Raw genomic sequence first — 16,279 nt, 5'->3', positions numbered from 1 at the left:
GAACGGGCAGGGGGCAAAACTCGCCCCCTGCCTCGAGGCCTTCCGTCAGGCCACGCGCCGCGTCAGGTGGTTGTCCCAGCGGAAGGCCGGCGCCTTGCGCTCCGGTCCCGCCTCGGCGCTCACCGAGACCGGCTCGATCACGCCGAGCCCGCTGGTTGCCAGATAACCGTCGCCGTTCGGCGCCAGACCGCAACCGTCGGCCAGCGCGGTGGAGCCCAGCCAAGCCCCGCTCGCCGCATCCCACAGCCCGATGATCCCGCCCATCGGCGAGCTGGCCGCCACGGTTCTGCCGTCCGACGCCACGCTGCCGATATAGCCCTGCATGCGCGACAGCACATCCTCCGGGGTGTCGAACAGGCGGATGGCGCCGCCACCGGGACGGTGGGCGCCGGTCAGCGGCTGGAGCATGCCGATGGGCCGCTCGTCCTGCACGCCGAAGGCGATCCCGCCATCCTCGAGCAGGGCGATGTGGCGCATACCGAGGTTGGCGTGCTCTTCCGGCAGCCGGACCTTGTCGAGCAGCTTGCCGGTGGTTGCGTCGACATAGGTCAGCGAGCTGTCCATGCTGTCGAGGTTCAGCTTGGCCCGGCCGGTATCGGGGTGGGTGATGACGCCGCCGTTGGCGACCGCCAGCGTCGTGCCGTCGCGCATCAGGATCAACTCGTGCGGCCCCAGCCCATGGGTGGGGATGGCGCCGATGCGGCGGTAATTGTCGGTGGCGTCATAGATGCCGATGGCGCCCTCTTCGCGCGGCACATCGTCCTCGGCAACGAAGAGGGTGCGACCGTCGGCCGAATAGTCGCCATGGCCGGTGAAGCGGCGGTCGTCCGGCGCCCGCACCACCGGGCCGGGGGTGCCGTCCGCCAGCGACAGCGTTCTGGAACCAGCGGCCGGGCCGGCGGGCGAAGACGGCGGCCTCCGCCATGCCGGGCCGGGGCATGATGCCATGGGCGCGGCCGGGGGTGGCGGTGGTGAACAGCACCTTGCCGGTGCGGTCGAGTGCGGCGACGCCGAAGCTCGGCTCCGCCCCGGCGGTGGCATAGGCGTTGAGGTAGAGCGTGTCGGCGTCGGCGGCATGGGCCTTGCCCGTCAGCACCGCCAGCAGCCCACCCGACAGGCCGGCGCCTGACAGCACGCGCCCACCGAAAACCCTCCCGGCCAGCAGACTCAGGATGTTCCTGCGGTCGACCGCCATCGTCAGTCTCCGTCCAATTCGTTGAAGCCGAGAGTGATGTCCAGCAGCGGCGCCAGCGTGCCCAGCATCTCCACCCGCGCCGCCTTGACCAACCGCAGCGCGCTCTCGGTCTTCTTGCGGGCGGCGGGATCGGTGACCGCCTTGTTAAGCGGGCCGGGGACCGCCTCGACAGCGCTGATGGCGGAGGCGAAACTTTCATCGATGGCTTGCTTGGCGGTGGCGCCGTCGTCGTTGGCGGGCAGCAGCGAGACGAAACCCGGACCACCATGCTCGCCCATCAGCAGGGCGCGCAGCCCCTCCAGGTTCAGCACGACATTGCGCAGCGACCGGCCGCTGCGCAGCGCCTCCACCACCGTCGGCTTGGCATCCTCGATGCTCGTGCCGAGCGGGGCGATCAGTTTCTGGTCGATCACCACCTGCATCGCGGTGATGGCTGAGGCGTAGAGCGTGTTCACCGCTTCCGAAGCATTGGGGCCGAGAACGGTCGACTGTCCGGCGGCGAGGGGCGCCTCCAGCTCCTTCCACCCGTCGCGCGCATCGGTGGCGATGGCGGCGATGTTGCGGGCGGCGGCCGCGGCGAGCCTGGCGCGGTACTGCTTGGCATCGCTGCCGGTGAAGCCGTCGGCGGTGACGCCCTCGTCGAACAGCAGCCGCTCCAGCACGGTCAGCCCCTGGACGGCGGCACTCTGGCGGGCGAGCGCGCCGGGCTCCAGCAGCTTGGGATCATGGTCGCGCAGGATCTGGCCGATCTGGCGCTGGACCACGCCCGGCCGCTCCGGCCAGAACGACATGCGGTCGGCCCGCAGATTCATGGTCAGCGGGCCGGGGCGCAGATGCTGCACGGCGGCCCAACCGTCGGTGACCTTGAAATGGGCGGCGCGCGCCTCATCGAGCCCGGCGGCGGTGGGGCCGGCGGCAAAACGGTCGAGCGTATCGGCATAGGCGGTGGCTGCCGTCACCAGCGCATCGAAGCGGGGCAGGGCATGGGTGCGGACCATGCCGCCCAGGAAGGCGGCATCCTTGTCCGACTGGCGGGCGGCGAAGGCCGGCGTCCGCGGCAGCAGGGCCGCCACGGCAGCGGCGGCCGACATCAGTCCCAGCACTATGCGGCGTCGCATACGATCAATCCCTTCTGCCTTTAACGTGGAGCGAACCCCCCGCCCTTCCTTTACAAACCCAGCACGTAACGCACCAGACGTTTCCGGTCCTCGCCCGGCAGAGACTTGAAGCGGTCCTTCGCCGTTTCCGCCTCGCCGCCATGCCACAGGATCGCTTCGGTGACGCTGCGGGCGCGCCCGTCATGCAGAAGCGACAGCTGCCCATCCTTGGCCGCGAGCCGGTTCAAGCCCCACAGCGGCGTGGTGCGCCAGTCCGACCCGTTAGCCTCGCCCATCGGCAGCCGGTCGCCCAGCCCGGGGCCCAGGTCGTGGAGAAGCATGTCGCTGTGCGGGAAGATGTCGCGGTTGGACAGCGACGGATGCTCGGCATCCTCTCCCGTGCGCCAGGTCGGGCGGTGGCAGGCGGCACAGCCGGTGTCGGCGAACAGCGCGGTGCCGGCCTTGTCCTTCGGCATCTCCAGGCTGCCGTCGGGCGGCAGGTCACGCAGGTAGCCGTCGATCAGGCCGATGACGGTGCTGGGGATCTCGAGCCCCTCGAACTGCTTGGAATCGCCGTGGGGAGCGTTGCGGCAGGCGGTCTGTGCCGGGGTACAGTCGCCCCAGGGCTCCGGGAAGGCCGGGGTCGACATGCCAATATCCAGGCTGAAGGCCTCCGCATCCTGATGGTCCAGGGTGGGGTGCATCGCCTTCCAGCCGAAGCGGCCGACCTGCCGCTTGCCGTCCACCGTCACATAATTCACCCGCCCGGCGACCGGACCGCCGGAGGCGGCCTGCTTGGCGGCTTCGGCTTCGATGGCCTCGGCCGGAATGCGGTCGAGCAGGCCCATGCCGTGAACGCGCGGCGGCACGCGGGCGGACATCACCGTCGTTTCGGCCAGCGGGCCATAGCCGAGATCCTCGACCACCGGCGTCGGGTGGCGCAGCCGGACGGTTTCGCCGTCGGGGAAGCGGACCGTCTCCTCGCGGTAGGTGACGCGGGGACGGCCTTCGACCAGTTGGCCCGGAATGGCGTTGGACTGGATCTGCCGGCCATAGACCGGATCGGCGTTCAGCTTGATCGCATAGCCGACGCCCTGGTCGTCCTTCACCGCCGGATCGGGCGGCCGGCCGCCGGCGCCACGCGGATGGCAGGTGGCGCAGGAGCGGGCGTTGTAGAGCGGACCGAGCCCGTCCGCCGCCTGCGTCGCGGTGGGCGCCGCCACCCACATGCGGCGGAACAGCGCCTCGCCGATGCGGTTGTCGAGGCTGTCGGCGGCCTGGGCGGTGACAGGGGTGGCCTGAGCTGCGAGAAGCAGCGCAGCGGTGAAAACGCTGCGGAAATTGATAAAATCAGGCAACGCGGATGTATCCCATCATGCCGGTGTCCTGATGTTCGATGATGTGGCAGTGGAACATCCAGTCGCCGGGATTGTCGGCCTTGATGGCGACGCGCAGCCGCTCCTTCGGCTCCAGCAGCACCGTGTCGGCATGGTGGGGCACCACCTTGCGGGCATCGGAGGACAGCACCTTGAAGGTGTAGCCGTGGATGTGGATCGGGTGAAGGTGCGGCGTCAGGTTGGCCAGCTCGAAGATGTAGCTCCGGCCCTTCTCCAGCGTGATCAGCGGCGGCGGCAGGCGTTCATGCCCGCCCTCCGGCCAGCTCTGCTGGTTGATCGCCCAGAAGGTCTTCGCCGACAGGCACAGCGCGTCGGCATAGGGCAGGCCGGGCAGAGCCGCCGCGTCGAAGCTCTGCGCCACCGCAGTGGCGGAGAAGGCCATCGGGATGATCGGCGCGTCCTTCAAATCCGGCTCCGGAATGGCTGAGGCGGGCAGGGCGCGCGGCTTGAACCGCTTGTTGGGCCGGGCGGGTCCGACGGCGCGGAAGGTGGCGAGCGGCCGGGGTTCGGCCGAATAGACATTGGTCAGCCGCAGGGTTTGGCCGGCCTTGGCGGGTGCACGGAACAGCACGTCGATGCGCATTGCCGGCCCCATCGGCCAGCCATCCAGCGGGCGGGGCGGCAGCGGATTGCCGTCGACCGCGATGATCCAGGCCTCGGCCCCCTCAACCCGCAGATCGACCACGCGGGTGCTGTCGATGTTGTAGAGACGGGCGCGGATGTCGCCATTGGCGGGAACCTCGATCACCGGCTCGATGGCGCCGTTGACGGTCGAGACGCTGCCGAAGGTGCCGGCGCGCGAGGCGCCGCGGTCGGTCATGAACGTGCCGAACGTGCCGGTCTTGTCCAACTGCCAGTCCTTGACCAGGCAGACGACGTCGGCATCGACCTTCGGCGCGTCCGGCTCCTCGACGATCAGGACGCCGGCAAGGCCGCGGCCCAGCAGTTCCACCGTGTTGCAATGGGGATGGAAGAAGAAGGACCCGGAATCGGGCGGGGTGAATTCATAGACGTGGCGCTCGCCCGGTTTGGTCGGCGGCTGGGTCAGATAGGGCACGCCGTCTTCCAGGTTCGGCAGGCGGATGCCGTGCCAGTGGACCGAGGTGTGCTCGTCCAGCCCGTTCACCAGGGTGGCGCGCAACCGCTGGCCCTTGCGCATGCGGATGATCGGGCCGGGAAAGCTGTCGGCATAGGTGATCAGCGGCGACAGCCCGGCCGGTTCCGGCAGGATGCGCAGCATCCGCTGCCGGGCGACCAACTCGACCTCGACCAGCTCGCCGGCGGCGGTGACAGGTGTCGGGCCGGCGAGACTGGCCTTCAGCGCGCCGGCATCGGGGGCGGCAAGGCCGGTTCCGCCCAGCGCCGTCGCCGCGACGGCGGCGCCCCCGGCGCGCAGGAGGGTGCGACGGGACAGGGTGGGGGCGGGGCGATGCGGCATGACGGCGGTCCAAAAAACTTCAGGCAGGATAAAGACCGGCTCCGGTCCCTTTGCCATCCCCCGCCGGGTCGGCCCGGAAGGGAAGCTCGGGGGAAACTGTCCTGCGCGGGAGGGCGCGGGACCGGAGCCGGGCAGGCCGTGCTTACTTACCGACCTTCGACGGGTCGTCGAGGCTGTCGGAGCCCTTGACATCGACCGAGACGCCCAACGCGGCGACGGCGCCTTCCAGCGCCTTCTTCTGGGCGACGAGGCCGTCGATGCCGGCGGACACCAGCTTGTTGCCCTCGTCGTTGTCGGCGGCGATCATCTGGTCGTAGGCCATCTTGCCGCTGTCGGCGGTGTCCTTGATCGCCTGCATCGCCTTCATGGTGTTGGCCAGGGCGGTCTTGACCGCAGCGTCGGCGTCGGCGGACTTGGCGGCGACCAGCTGCGACAGCGAGGCGCCCGAGACGGTCTTGCCGTCGGTGCGCTTGTAGCTGCCGTTGTAGACGTTCACCATGCCGACTTCGTCGTAATAGTGCGAGTTGTGGGTGTTGTCGGAGAAGCAGTCATGCTCCTCTTCCGGATCGTGCAGCATGAGGCCGAGCTTCATGCGCTCGCCCGCCAGTTCGCCATAGCTCAGCGAACCCAGGCCGGTCAGCATGCGGCCGACGCCTTCGCTCTCCGGAGCCTTGGCAATGGAGGCGCGCGCCTTGCCCTTGGCGGCCCAATCGGCAGTCATTTCCGACAGGTCGTCGACCAGCATCTGGGTGGCGACCTTCAGATACTGGACCCGGCGGTCGCAATGGCCGTTGGTGCAGTCCTTGCCCTTGCCATAGTCGGTGGCCTTGCGCTCACCGGCCCCCGGACCGGTGCCGTGCAGATCCTGGCCCCACAGCAGGAATTCGATGGCGTGGTAGCCGGTGGCGACGTTCGCCTCGACCTTGCCGGCGCCGTGCAGCTTGTCGGTCAGCAGGTCCTTGGTGATCTTGGAGGCGTTGATGGTCTTGCCGCCGGCCGTGATCTTCGGGTTGGCGATGACGTTCGCCTTGGCGTAGGGGTTGCTCTCGCCGCCGGCATAGCCGTCGTCGACATAGTCGATCAGGCCCTCGTCCAGCGGCCAGGCATTCACCTTGCCTTCCCATTCGTCGACGATCGGATTGCCGAAGCGGAAGGCTTCCGTCTGCATGTACGGAACGCGGGCGGCCTTCCAGGCGTCGCGCGCCTTCGCCAGATTGTCCTCGGTCGGGTTGGCGACCAGGGCGTCCACCGCCTTCTTCAGCGCCTTGGCGCCGTTGGTGGCGTCCTCATAGGCGGCATGGGCGATGTCGGCGTAGTTCTTCGCCACGTCCTTGTAGGCCGGACCGGCAGCCTGGGCACCGTACGGCAGCAGGGCAACGACGGCTACGGCGGCGAAGCCGGCAGCGCGCTTCGACATGGAGGTCTCCTCGAACGTCGGTGGTCGGTAATGACAGCAAGTGCGACTTATTCTCAGCGAATAACGTCGCGAATCATTCTCACTGTCAAGCCCTATCCGCGTTGGGGGTACTCGGAAATGCGCAGGCTCCGCCATGCCGCGTCGATATGTCCCGCCGACCCGTCCCACGGGCGGCGGGAGGTGGACGGTCCTCAGCCCTGTCCGAGCGCCTGCGACAAATCCTCATAAAGGTCGTCCGGCGACTCCAGCCCGACCGACAGGCGCAGCAGGTCGCCCGGCACCGGAGAGCTTGGCCCTTCGATGCTGGCCCGATGTTCGATCAGGCTTTCCACCCCGCCGAGCGAGGTGGCGCGGCGCCAGATCTCGACACGGGCGGCGGTGTCGATGGCCGCCTGGGTGCCGCCCTTCACGCGGACGGACAGCATGCCGCCATAGCCGCCGCTCATCTGGCGCGATGCGATGCCGTGGCCGGGGAAGCCCGGCAGGCCGGGATAGAGCACCTCGGCCACCCGCGGATGGGCGGACAGCCGCTCGGCCAGGGCCATGGCGGCGTCGCTCTGCCAGCGGACGCGGGCGAACAGGGTGCGCAGGCCGCGCTGCAGCAGCCAAGCCTCGAAGCTGCCGAGGATGCCGCCCTGCTGGGTCTGCACCGCCTTGATCCGGGCCCAGAACTCGTCCTTGCGGGCGGCGGTCAGGGTGCCGGCGACGACGTCGGAATGGCCGTTGAGATACTTGGTCGCCGAATGCATGACGATGTCGGCGCCCAGTTCCAGCGGACGGGTCAGCACCGGGGTGGCGACCGTGCTGTCCACCGCCAGCCAGGCCCCCGCCTCGTGCGCCAGTTCGGCGACGGCGGCGATGTCGGTGACGGTCCACAGCGGGTTGGCCGGGGTTTCCACCCACACCAGCCGCGTCTGGCCGGGGCGGAGTGCGGCGCGCACTGCGTCGGTGTCGCTGGTGTCGACGCCCTCGACCTTCAGCCCCCAGCGGGTGGCCGGACCGTGCACCCAGTTGCGGAAGGCCCAGTACATCACGTCGGGCACAATCACATGGTCGCCGGGGTCCAGCGCCTGGAACACGGCGGTCGCAGCCGCCATGCCGGAGGCGAACAGCAGCGTGTCGACGCCCTTTTCCAGCTCGGTGATGGTCCTTGCCGGAATATCGAAGGTGGGGTTGTCGGCACGGGCATAGACCCGGCCGCGGCCATAGCCGTTGTCGGCATCCCGGACATAGGTGGTGGACGGGTGGATCGGCGGGATGACCGCGCCACTGGCCGCATCCTCAAAGCCCAGGGCGCCGGCGGCGATGGTTTCGGGACGGTGGGGACGGTCGGTCATTGCCGGGGCACTCCGGGATCGGTCATGAAAGGGGGGGTATCAAGGATACGTCTGCCCGACACCGGGACGCAATGGCGCCGCGCAACCGTCAGGCGTAGCGTGCGATCAGGCGGGCGAGCGGCGGCCCGGACAGCACCACCACGAAAAGCCGCAGGGTTTGCAGGGCCAGCACGAGTGGCAAATCAACCCCGCTGCCCAGCGCGATCACCACCACCGAATCGAGTCCTCCAGGGCTGGTGGCGAGGAAGGCGGTCAGCGGGTCGGTCGGCAGCAGCGTGACCAGCACCCAGGCCGACAGGCTGCACAGGGCGATCATGAGCCCGGTCGACAGCAGCATCTGCGGCACGGCACGCAGGGCGTGGCTCAGCACCTCGCGGGTGAAGCGCAGGCCGATGCTCCAGCCGATGACGGTGTAGGTGATGGTCAGCAGCGCGTGCGGCAGTTGCAGGGTCACGCCCGCACCGGTCTGGACCAGTGCGCCCAGCACCATCGGCACCAGAAGGGCACCGGAGGGAATGCGGAAGCGGTGGCCGATCCAGCCGCCCGCCGCGGCGACCAGAAGCGTCGCCGCCAGCCCGCGCAGGTCCAGCGCCTCCACCGGGGCCACCGGGATGGCGGAGCCCTGCGAACCGGCGGTCAGCGCATGCGTCACCAGCGAGGCGCTGAGCACCACCAGCACGACGCGCAGATACTGCATCACCGCGACCAGCCGGACGTCAGCGCCATAGTCGCCGGCCATGGCGACCATGGCGGAGGCCGCACCCGGCGACACGCCCCAGGCCGCGGTGGTGCCGGGCAGGCTGCCGTAGCGGACGAACAGCCAGCCGACGATGCCGCTGACCAGCACCGTCAGCCCGACGGTTCCCAGCATCAGCGGCCAGTTTTCTGCGATGGACAGCAGGATCGACGAGGTGACGGCATGGGCGACGAGACAGCCGATGATCGCCTGCGCCATGGTGAAGCCCGAGGCCGGAACGCGGATGGTGGCGCCGCCGACGCCCAGCGCGATGGCGGCGATCATCGGCCCGATCAGCCAAGCCGCCGGCAGCCCGGCCGCATCGAGCCCCAGCGTCGCCGCCGCGGACAGGGCGAGCAGTCCCGCCCATTGCGCAATTTTCCGCAGGCGGAGCCCCCAACGGTCGCCGTTTCCGCCACCATCCTTTGCGCTGACCACGAAACCATACCTGCACGAATGAATCTCGACCGCCCCATGCTGCCCGCCGCCCCTCCGTCCGTCCAGCAGGCGAGGGGGCGCGGCAGCCATGCGCGGCCGACCAGCGGTTCAGCGGGCCATGCGGATCCGGGTCAGGAAATCGTCGACGCCCCGGTTGAGATCGTCCGCCTGCCGGTGCAGAAGTCCTGCAGCGGCCAGCACCTCCTGCGCGATGCCACCGGTCTCCGACGAGGATTGCGTCACTTCGCCGATGGAGGCGGTGACCCGGCGGGCGCCGACCGCGACCTCCTGCACGTTCCGGGTGATCTCCTGCGTCGCGGCGGTCTGCTGCTCGACCGTCGCGGCGACGGTGGTGACGATCTCGTTGATGTGGGTGATGGTGCGGCCCACTCCATGGATCGCTTCGGCGGCTTGGCCGGCGGCATTCTGCATGCCGGCGATCTGGCTGGAGATGTCCTCCGTCGCCTTGGCGGTCTGGTTGGCGAGGCTCTTCACCTCGTTGGCGACGACCGCGAAGCCCTTGCCCGCCTCGCCCGCCCGCGCCGCCTCGATGGTGGCGTTCAGCGCCAGCAAGTTGGTTCGGCTGGCGATGTTGTTGATCAGGTTGACCACGTCGCCGATGCGCTGGGCCGCCTCCACCAGACCGCTGACGGTTCCCTTGGTCCGTTCGGCCTCATCGACGGCGGAGGTGGAGATGCGGGAGGATTCGTTGACATGCCGGCTGATGTCGGAGATGGAACTGGCGAGCTGCTCGGTCGCCGCGGCCACCGTCTGCATGCTGGACGAGGCGAATTCCGTCTCCGTCGCCACATCGGCGGAGCGGCGGCTGGTCCCGCTGGCGATCTGCGACATGCGCTGGGCGTTGGCCTGCATCTGGTTGGAGGCGGCGACCGTGCCCTCCACGATGCTCTTCACGCTGTCTTCGAAATTCCCGGCGAGCCGGTCGAGGGTGGCGCGCTTGCTCTCCTCTTCCGCCAGCTTGTAGGTCTCAAGCAGCAGTTCGATGTCGAACCAGGCGATCTTGTTCAGCGTTTCCAGCTGTGCCAGCCGGCTGCGGCGGGCCGCGGCGCCGAACAGGCCGGCCCTCAGCCCCTCGTCGCCGGCGGTGAGCCCGAGTTCGCGGGCAATGTTGGAACTGACGATGTAATGGCAGATCGACACCGCATAAGCCGGGACGCCGTTCTTGTAGAACAGGGTCGCGAGCCGTGTGGCGGACTTGGAGAAGCCGGCATCGATCCGACCGGACACGGCCCGCATCCAATGATCCAGACGGGCGGCATGCACGTCCGGCAGTTGCAGCGCCGCCTGGATTTCCGGCCAGGCATCGAAATGCCGATGCCATTCGGTCAGCAATAGGGGAAGGCGCTGCTCCGCGAACTCCCGGTTGCCCCTGAGCCGGTCCAGATCGTCCTGGGTGATGGAAAAGGTGGAAAGTCTCTTCGCCTGCATATCTGTCAGCTCGACGGTCATCTTCTGGACGATCCTCAGTTCCGGGGGCCTCGCATGGATCGTTCTACGCTAACGATGCTCGTCCGGATCGCCTCTCGATGGCAACTCACCACCGCATTTTTATCATACCCACATATGTATAATAAGGAGAGCAGTGGCAGGTCATGCAATGCGGACGGCTGACCAACTATAATACTTTCGGCCTAAGGTCGACCGGGGATCGGCGGTGGAGTCACCCCATGTCGGGACGCGGGCGCAGGCCGTTCAGCAGCAGGGCTATGGATTGTCGGGCGATCTCCGCCGGGTCCATCTCCCCATCCGGGCGGTACCAGCGGGCGACCCAGCTGAGCGCTCCCGACAGCGTGAAGGCGGCGATCTTCGGATCGCAGGAAACGATGCTGCCCTCGGCGATGCCGCGTTCGATCAGAATGCGGAACTTCAGGTCGATGCGGCGCTTCAGGCTGCGCAGGGTACGGCGGCTGTCCTCGGTCAGCGGCTCCTCGCCGACCCGGATCACGCACATGCCGAAGTCCATGGTGACAATGCCGACATAGGTGGTCATCACCGCCACCAGTTCCTCATAGGCGCTGCCGCCATGACCCGTCACCTCATTCGACGCGGTGTCGAGCATCTCCAGCCCGATCCGCACGCACTCGAACAGAATCTCCTCCTTGTTCTTCACATAGTAATAGATCGTCGGCTTGGTCACGTTCAGCCGCCGGGCGATGTCGTCCAGCGAGGTGGCGTGATAGCCAAGCTCGTTGAAGGCCTGCGCCGCGGTCCGCAGCACGGCGATCCGCTTTTCCTCCCGTTCGCTGCGGCGGTCGGCGGCGGTCTTCCATGGCGAATCCGACATGCGGTGCTGGCTCCCTTCGCTCATTCTTCCGGCCAATCGCTTTCCCATTTGGCTGTGCCCATGCCCAGGCCGGCAGACGGTCGGCTGGCGCAGCAAACCGGCTTACCGTTCTACTGTGAAGTAACTTTGGTTCCATGCAGTAAAAAAACGCCGGATACGCCCGAGAGGAAAGCAGCGGTCCCTCACGCGGCGGAGACGATCAGCAGGGCCGCGATCAGCGCCACCGCATCCTCCAGCAGAGCGGCGGGGCGGTCGCGGCCGAAGGCGGCGGCCATGCGCATGCGGGCGGCATAACCGACCAGTGTGCCCACCACGGCGCCGATGCCGCCGGCCACCAGACCGCCGATCCAGAATCCGGCATTCGCCCCGATGGCCGCTCCGGCGATAACGCCGCCGGCAATGCGGCTGGCGAAGGGGAAGGGCAGCTTGCGGCTGGGAGTGGTCGGCAGCTTGTCGACGACCAGCTCCACCACCGCCATGGCGGTGAAGACCCAGGGCGACACCGGGTGCCCGAGGAAGAACAGCCAGCTTCCCGATACGTCGAGCCAACCGCCGTAGGCGGCCCAACTGACGGCCGCCGGGGCGAGCAGGGTGCGCGAGCCGGCGACGGCGCCGATCAGAAAGGCAAGGGCCAGGGCAAGCATCCGGTCATCCGTGTTTCGTTGGGGTCAAAGTCAGCGGTGGGCTAACGATCGGCTGAAGTTTACAGTCATCCGGCGGAACGTCCGCGCACCGCCTGTACCAGCCGCCGCAGCGCCCCTCCGCGGGTGCCGGGCCCGCCATGGAACAGGCGCAGTGCGGCCAGCATCAGCGCCTCGTCACCGGCGCGCGGCTGGTCGAAATGGGGGCGGAGCCGTCCCTTGCGGACCGAGACGGTCTTCACCTGCGTCATCTCCAGCAGCCCCTCGGCGCCACGGGTGACGCCCCAGCCGCTGGCGTGCCGCCCGCCGAAGGGCAGGCGCGGGTCGGCGGTCGGCACGATGAGGTCGTTGATCGTCACGGTTCCGGCGTCGATCCGTCCGGCCAATTCCCAGGCCTGCGCCTCCGGCCCGAACACGGACGCCCCCAGCGCATAGGGACTGCCGGACGCAACCGTCAGCGCCTCCTCCATGTCCCGCACCGGCACCAGCGACAGCACCGGGGCGAAGATCTCCTCGCGCAGCAGCGCCATGGAGGGCGTCGCATCGGCAAGGATCAGCGGCGCCATCGCCGGGCTGTCCACCTCCGGCAAAGCGCCCAGCGCACGGGCTCCGCCGGCAACCGCGTCCCGGGCAAGGGCGGCGAGCCGGCGTCCGGTCGGCGGGGACACCGGCACGGCCGGAATCTTGCCGGCATGGCGGAGGAGAGCGGCCTCCAGCCCCGCCGCCATGCCCTGTGGGACGAACACCCGCCGCGGCGCGATGCAGGTGGCGGAGCCGTTGAGCCGAAGTCCGAAGGCCAGCGCGCGGGCGACCCGCTCCAGATCCGCACCCTGCAGGACGAAGACGGCGTCGTTGCCCGACAGCTCCATCGTCGAGGGCACCAGATGCCGGGCCAGTTTTTCCGCCACCACCCGTCCCGTACCGGCCGATCCGGTCAGCACCAGCTTGTCGATGCCCTCCTCGATGGCCTCATCCACCGCGGCGGCGGATTCGTCCAGCACCCGGTACAGCCCCGGCGGCAGTCCGGCCTCTTCCAGCCAGGTTCCAAGCAGGATCATCGGCGCGCTGCATCCCGGTGCCGGCTTGACCAGCACCCTGTTTCCGGCCGCGAGAGCCTGGATCGCCTGAACGCCCGGCAGCAGCAATGGGTAATTGGACGGACCGACGATCAACACAGTACCGACCGGCTCCCGCCGCACCTCCGCCTCCACCCCGAACAGCCAGACCGGACGGCCGCGCCGGCCCAGCCTCCTCGGCGCCAGCAGCCTGGACGCTTCCCGTTCCAGAAACCGACAGGCCTCCGCCAGTGGCAGGATTTCGGCGCTGACGCTCTCGGTGGCGGTCCGTGCCGGGCGCGTTTGCAATGCTTCGACGAGGTCTTCCGCACCGACGGCGATCCGATGGCGGAGTCCACGAATAGAGGAAAGGCGTATGGAAATATCCCGTTCGGACCAGGACGTAGAGCCGACCGCCTCCCGAAGGATCGCTTTTCTTATCCATGGAGATAGGACGTCAGGAGGAGGGCTGTTGTTGCGATCCATTTCCGACCCAGCTTCGTAGAGATCACGACTGAATTCGGCAGCGCAGGAGCGTTTGGCAAGCGGATGGAACGACAAGTCGTGATCATCGGCGCGGGACCGGGCGGATTGGCATCCGCGATGCTCCTGGCGCTCACCGGAGCGAAGGTGACGGTGCTGGAACGGCAGGACCGCATCGGCGGCAGGTCGGCGGGCTTTTCGCTCGACGGCTACCGGTTCGACAGCGGCCCGACCTTCTTCCTCTATCCCCGCATCTTGGAGGAAATCTTCGAGGCCTGCGGACAGCGCCTGTCGGACGAGGTCGACCTGATCCGCCTCGACCCGCTCTACCGGCTGGTGTTCGAGGGCGGCGGGGAGTTGCGGGTCCATGCCCAGTTGAAGGCGCTGATGGCGGAGATCGCCAAGCTCAGCCCGGGCGATGCCGACGGGCTTCCGCGCTTCCTGGCCGACAACAGGGCGAAGATGGAGCGCTTCCGCCCGGTTCTGGAATCCGATTTCTCCAGCCCCTGGGCGCTCGCCTCGCTGCCGATGCTGAAGGCCCTGGGCAGGCTGGCGCCGCACCGCTCGGTGGACCGCGACCTGTCCCGCTATTTCCAGGATCCGCGCATCCGCCTCGCCTTCTCGTTCCAGAGCAAATATCTGGGCATGTCGCCCTTCCGCTGCCCCAGCCTGTTCACCATCCTGTCCTTCCTGGAGCATGAACACGGCATCTTCCATCCCCGCGGCGGCACGGAATCGGTGATGGAGGCGATGCGCCGGGTGGCGGAAAGCCTGGGCGTCACCGTCCGGCTGAACGAGACGGTGCGCCACATCAAGTTCCAGGGCCGCCGCGCCGTCGGTGTGCGCACGGACGCCGGCGATTATCCGGCCGATGCCTTGGTCATCAACGCCGACTTCGCCCGCGCCATGACCACGCTGGTGCCCGACGATCTGCGCCGGCGCTGGAGCGACGCCCGCCTCGCCACCAAGAAATTCTCCTGCTCCACCTTCATGATGTATCTCGGCATCGAAGGCAAAGTGGACGGGCTGGACCACCACACCGTCTATCTGGCGGAGGATTACGCCCGCAACCTCGCAGAGATCGAGGAATGCCGGGAGTTGCCGCGCCGGCCGTCGATCTATGTGCAGAACGCCTGCGTCACCGATCCGGATCTGGCGCCGCCGGGCGGCAGCACGCTCTACATCCTGGTACCGGTCGGCCACCAGCGCGGCCACATCGACTGGAAAGCGGAGGCGCCGCAATATCGCCGTCTGGTGCTCGACCGGCTGGCCGCCTTCGGCCTGACCGATCTGGAACGCCGGATCCGGGTGGAGCGGGTGGTGACTCCGGCCGACTGGGACAGCCAGTTCGCCGTGCACCGTGGTGCTACCTTCAATCTGGCGCACAGTCTGGACCAGATGCTTCACCGCCGGCCGCGCAACCGGTTCGAGGATCTGGACGGCGTCTATCTGGTGGGTGGCGGCACCCATCCCGGCAGCGGCCTGCCGGTCATTTTTGAAGGCGCACGCATCACGGCGCGGCTGCTGGCCCAGGAACTGGGCCTGCCGACGCCCTGGCGCACAAAAACCATTGGTTTGTCCGGCATGCTGCGGCAAGCCGTTGCAGGGGGAATGGCATGACGGATCGGATTGCGGTGATCGGCGGGGGCCTGGGCGGACTGGCGGCGGCGGTGGTGCTGGCGGCGCGCGGGCATAAGGTGACCCTGCTGGAAAAGAACGCCTGGGTCGGCGGCAAGGCGGCCGTTCTGGAGGAAGGCGGCTTCCGCTTCGACATGGGGCCGACCATCCTGACGGTGCCGCGCGTCCTGCGCCGCATCCTGGAGGAGGCCGGCTGCGATCTGGACCGGGAGTTGGAGATGGTCCGGTTGGAGCCGCAATGGCGCTGCTTCTTCGACGACGGCACGGTGCTGGACCTGTCGGAGAATGTCGGCACCATGGCGGCGGAGCTGGACAAGCTGGCGCCCGGCAGCGGGGCGGGGGAGGGCTACCGCCGCTTCCAGGCGATGTCGGAACGGCTGCACGGCATTTCCGAACGCTTTTTCTTCTGGAAGTCGGTGGAGGATCTCGGCGACACGCTGAACTTCCGCAACAGCTTCAACGCCAGCACCCTGTCGGACGTGCTGGCGCTCCGCATGGGCAGCACGGTGGCCGGCACCATCCGCGGCCATGTGCCGGATGCGCGGGCGGCGCAGATGCTGGACCATTTCACCCAGTATGTCGGCTCCTCGCCCTACGGCTCTCCGGCGGTGCTGTGCGCCATCGCCCACATGCAGACCAACGACGGCGTCTGGTATCCGATGGGCGGCACCCGTGCCGTGCCGGCGGCGCTGGAGCGGGTGGCACGGCGGCTCGGCGTGGAAATCCGCACCAACACCGGCGTCCGCCGTCTTCAGGTGGAACGTGGCCGCGTGGTGGCGGTCGAGACGGACGGCGGCGAGCGCATCCCGGTTTCGGCCGCCGTGTCGAACATGGATTCGGTCCGCACATATCAGGAACTGATCGGCGGCCCGCCGGCAAAGCGCTTCGCCAAGCGCCGCAGCTACGAGCCGGCCTGTTCCGGGGTGGTGTTCTATCTGGGCCTGGACCGCGCCTACGATCACCTGCTGCATCACGACTTCGTCTTCTCGCGCGATCCGGAGGAGGAATTCGACTGGATCTGATCGTCAGGGGGAACCCGCGCCCGACCCGACCTGCTACATCGCCGCTCCGGCCCGCACCGAGCCGGGCGTCGCACCGGCGG

14 protein-coding genes are annotated in these 16,279 nt (G+C 68.5%); 2 read left to right on the top strand and 12 right to left on the bottom strand.

Annotated elements, in window-relative coordinates:
• Positions 1 to 45: 45 nt before the first annotated feature.
• The 12 genes from ACWPN3_RS11100 to ACWPN3_RS11045 all read right to left on the bottom strand — a co-directional run bounded on the left by ACWPN3_RS11100 (position 46) and on the right by ACWPN3_RS11045 (position 13,542).
• Complete coding sequence (locus ACWPN3_RS11100; RefSeq protein ID WP_492261428.1) at positions 46 to 840, bottom strand: DUF1513 domain-containing protein; 795 nt, start codon at positions 838 to 840, stop codon at positions 46 to 48.
• The gene (locus tag ACWPN3_RS11095; RefSeq protein ID WP_492261374.1) at positions 722 to 1,195 is read right to left on the bottom strand and encodes a hypothetical protein; all 474 of its coding nucleotides are present in this window, start codon (positions 1,193 to 1,195) and stop codon (positions 722 to 724) included. Before ACWPN3_RS11095 ends, ACWPN3_RS11100 begins: the two co-directional genes overlap by 119 nt.
• Positions 1,196 to 1,197: 2 nt before the next feature.
• Positions 1,198 to 2,313, bottom strand: a complete 1,116-nt coding sequence (locus ACWPN3_RS11090) for an imelysin family protein (protein ID WP_492242819.1) — start codon at positions 2,311 to 2,313, stop codon at positions 1,198 to 1,200.
• A gap of 50 nt (positions 2,314 to 2,363) precedes the next feature.
• Entirely contained in the window at positions 2,364 to 3,650 is a 1,287-nt protein-coding gene (locus ACWPN3_RS11085) for a di-heme oxidoredictase family protein (protein ID WP_492242818.1), read from the bottom strand.
• Positions 3,643 to 5,127: a multicopper oxidase family protein gene (locus ACWPN3_RS11080; protein ID WP_492242817.1), complete on the bottom strand. Its 1,485-nt coding sequence runs from the start codon at positions 5,125 to 5,127 to the stop codon at positions 3,643 to 3,645. The genes ACWPN3_RS11085 and ACWPN3_RS11080 overlap by 8 nt, the downstream gene beginning before the upstream one ends.
• A gap of 142 nt (positions 5,128 to 5,269) precedes the next feature.
• Positions 5,270 to 6,544 carry an imelysin family protein gene (locus ACWPN3_RS11075; RefSeq protein ID WP_492242816.1) on the bottom strand — a complete coding sequence of 425 codons (1,275 nt, stop codon included), beginning with the start codon at positions 6,542 to 6,544 and terminating at the stop codon, positions 5,270 to 5,272.
• 191 nt (positions 6,545 to 6,735) lie between these two features.
• Positions 6,736 to 7,881 carry a trans-sulfuration enzyme family protein gene (locus tag ACWPN3_RS11070; RefSeq protein WP_492242815.1) on the bottom strand — a complete coding sequence of 382 codons (1,146 nt, stop codon included), beginning with the start codon at positions 7,879 to 7,881 and terminating at the stop codon, positions 6,736 to 6,738.
• 88 nt (positions 7,882 to 7,969) lie between these two features.
• The gene (locus ACWPN3_RS11065) at positions 7,970 to 9,055 is read right to left on the bottom strand and encodes an AbrB family transcriptional regulator (protein WP_492242814.1); all 1,086 of its coding nucleotides are present in this window, start codon (positions 9,053 to 9,055) and stop codon (positions 7,970 to 7,972) included.
• A gap of 108 nt (positions 9,056 to 9,163) precedes the next feature.
• Entirely contained in the window at positions 9,164 to 10,525 is a 1,362-nt protein-coding gene (locus tag ACWPN3_RS11060; protein WP_492261373.1) for a methyl-accepting chemotaxis protein, read from the bottom strand.
• Positions 10,526 to 10,736: 211 nt separating this feature from the next.
• Positions 10,737 to 11,360 carry a TetR/AcrR family transcriptional regulator gene (locus tag ACWPN3_RS11055; protein ID WP_492242811.1) on the bottom strand — a complete coding sequence of 208 codons (624 nt, stop codon included), beginning with the start codon at positions 11,358 to 11,360 and terminating at the stop codon, positions 10,737 to 10,739.
• Between the two features lie 182 nt (positions 11,361 to 11,542).
• Positions 11,543 to 12,004: a DUF4126 domain-containing protein gene (locus ACWPN3_RS11050; protein WP_492242810.1), complete on the bottom strand. Its 462-nt coding sequence runs from the start codon at positions 12,002 to 12,004 to the stop codon at positions 11,543 to 11,545.
• Positions 12,005 to 12,069: 65 nt separating this feature from the next.
• Positions 12,070 to 13,542, bottom strand: a complete 1,473-nt coding sequence (locus ACWPN3_RS11045) for an aldehyde dehydrogenase family protein (protein WP_492242809.1) — start codon at positions 13,540 to 13,542, stop codon at positions 12,070 to 12,072.
• Between the two features lie 63 nt (positions 13,543 to 13,605).
• On the opposite strand from ACWPN3_RS11045, the gene crtI reads away from it, so the two are divergent.
• Complete coding sequence (gene crtI, locus ACWPN3_RS11040) at positions 13,606 to 15,159, top strand: phytoene desaturase family protein (RefSeq protein ID WP_492242808.1); 1,554 nt, start codon at positions 13,606 to 13,608, stop codon at positions 15,157 to 15,159.
• Complete coding sequence (locus ACWPN3_RS11035; RefSeq protein WP_492261372.1) at positions 15,156 to 16,199, top strand: phytoene desaturase family protein; 1,044 nt, start codon at positions 15,156 to 15,158, stop codon at positions 16,197 to 16,199. The genes crtI and ACWPN3_RS11035 overlap by 4 nt, the downstream gene beginning before the upstream one ends.
• The last annotated feature ends 80 nt before the right edge of the window (positions 16,200 to 16,279 follow it).

The organism is Azospirillum sp. UENF 111221 (assembly GCF_058780625.1).
This window is presented reverse-complemented; position numbering and strand designations above follow the sequence as displayed.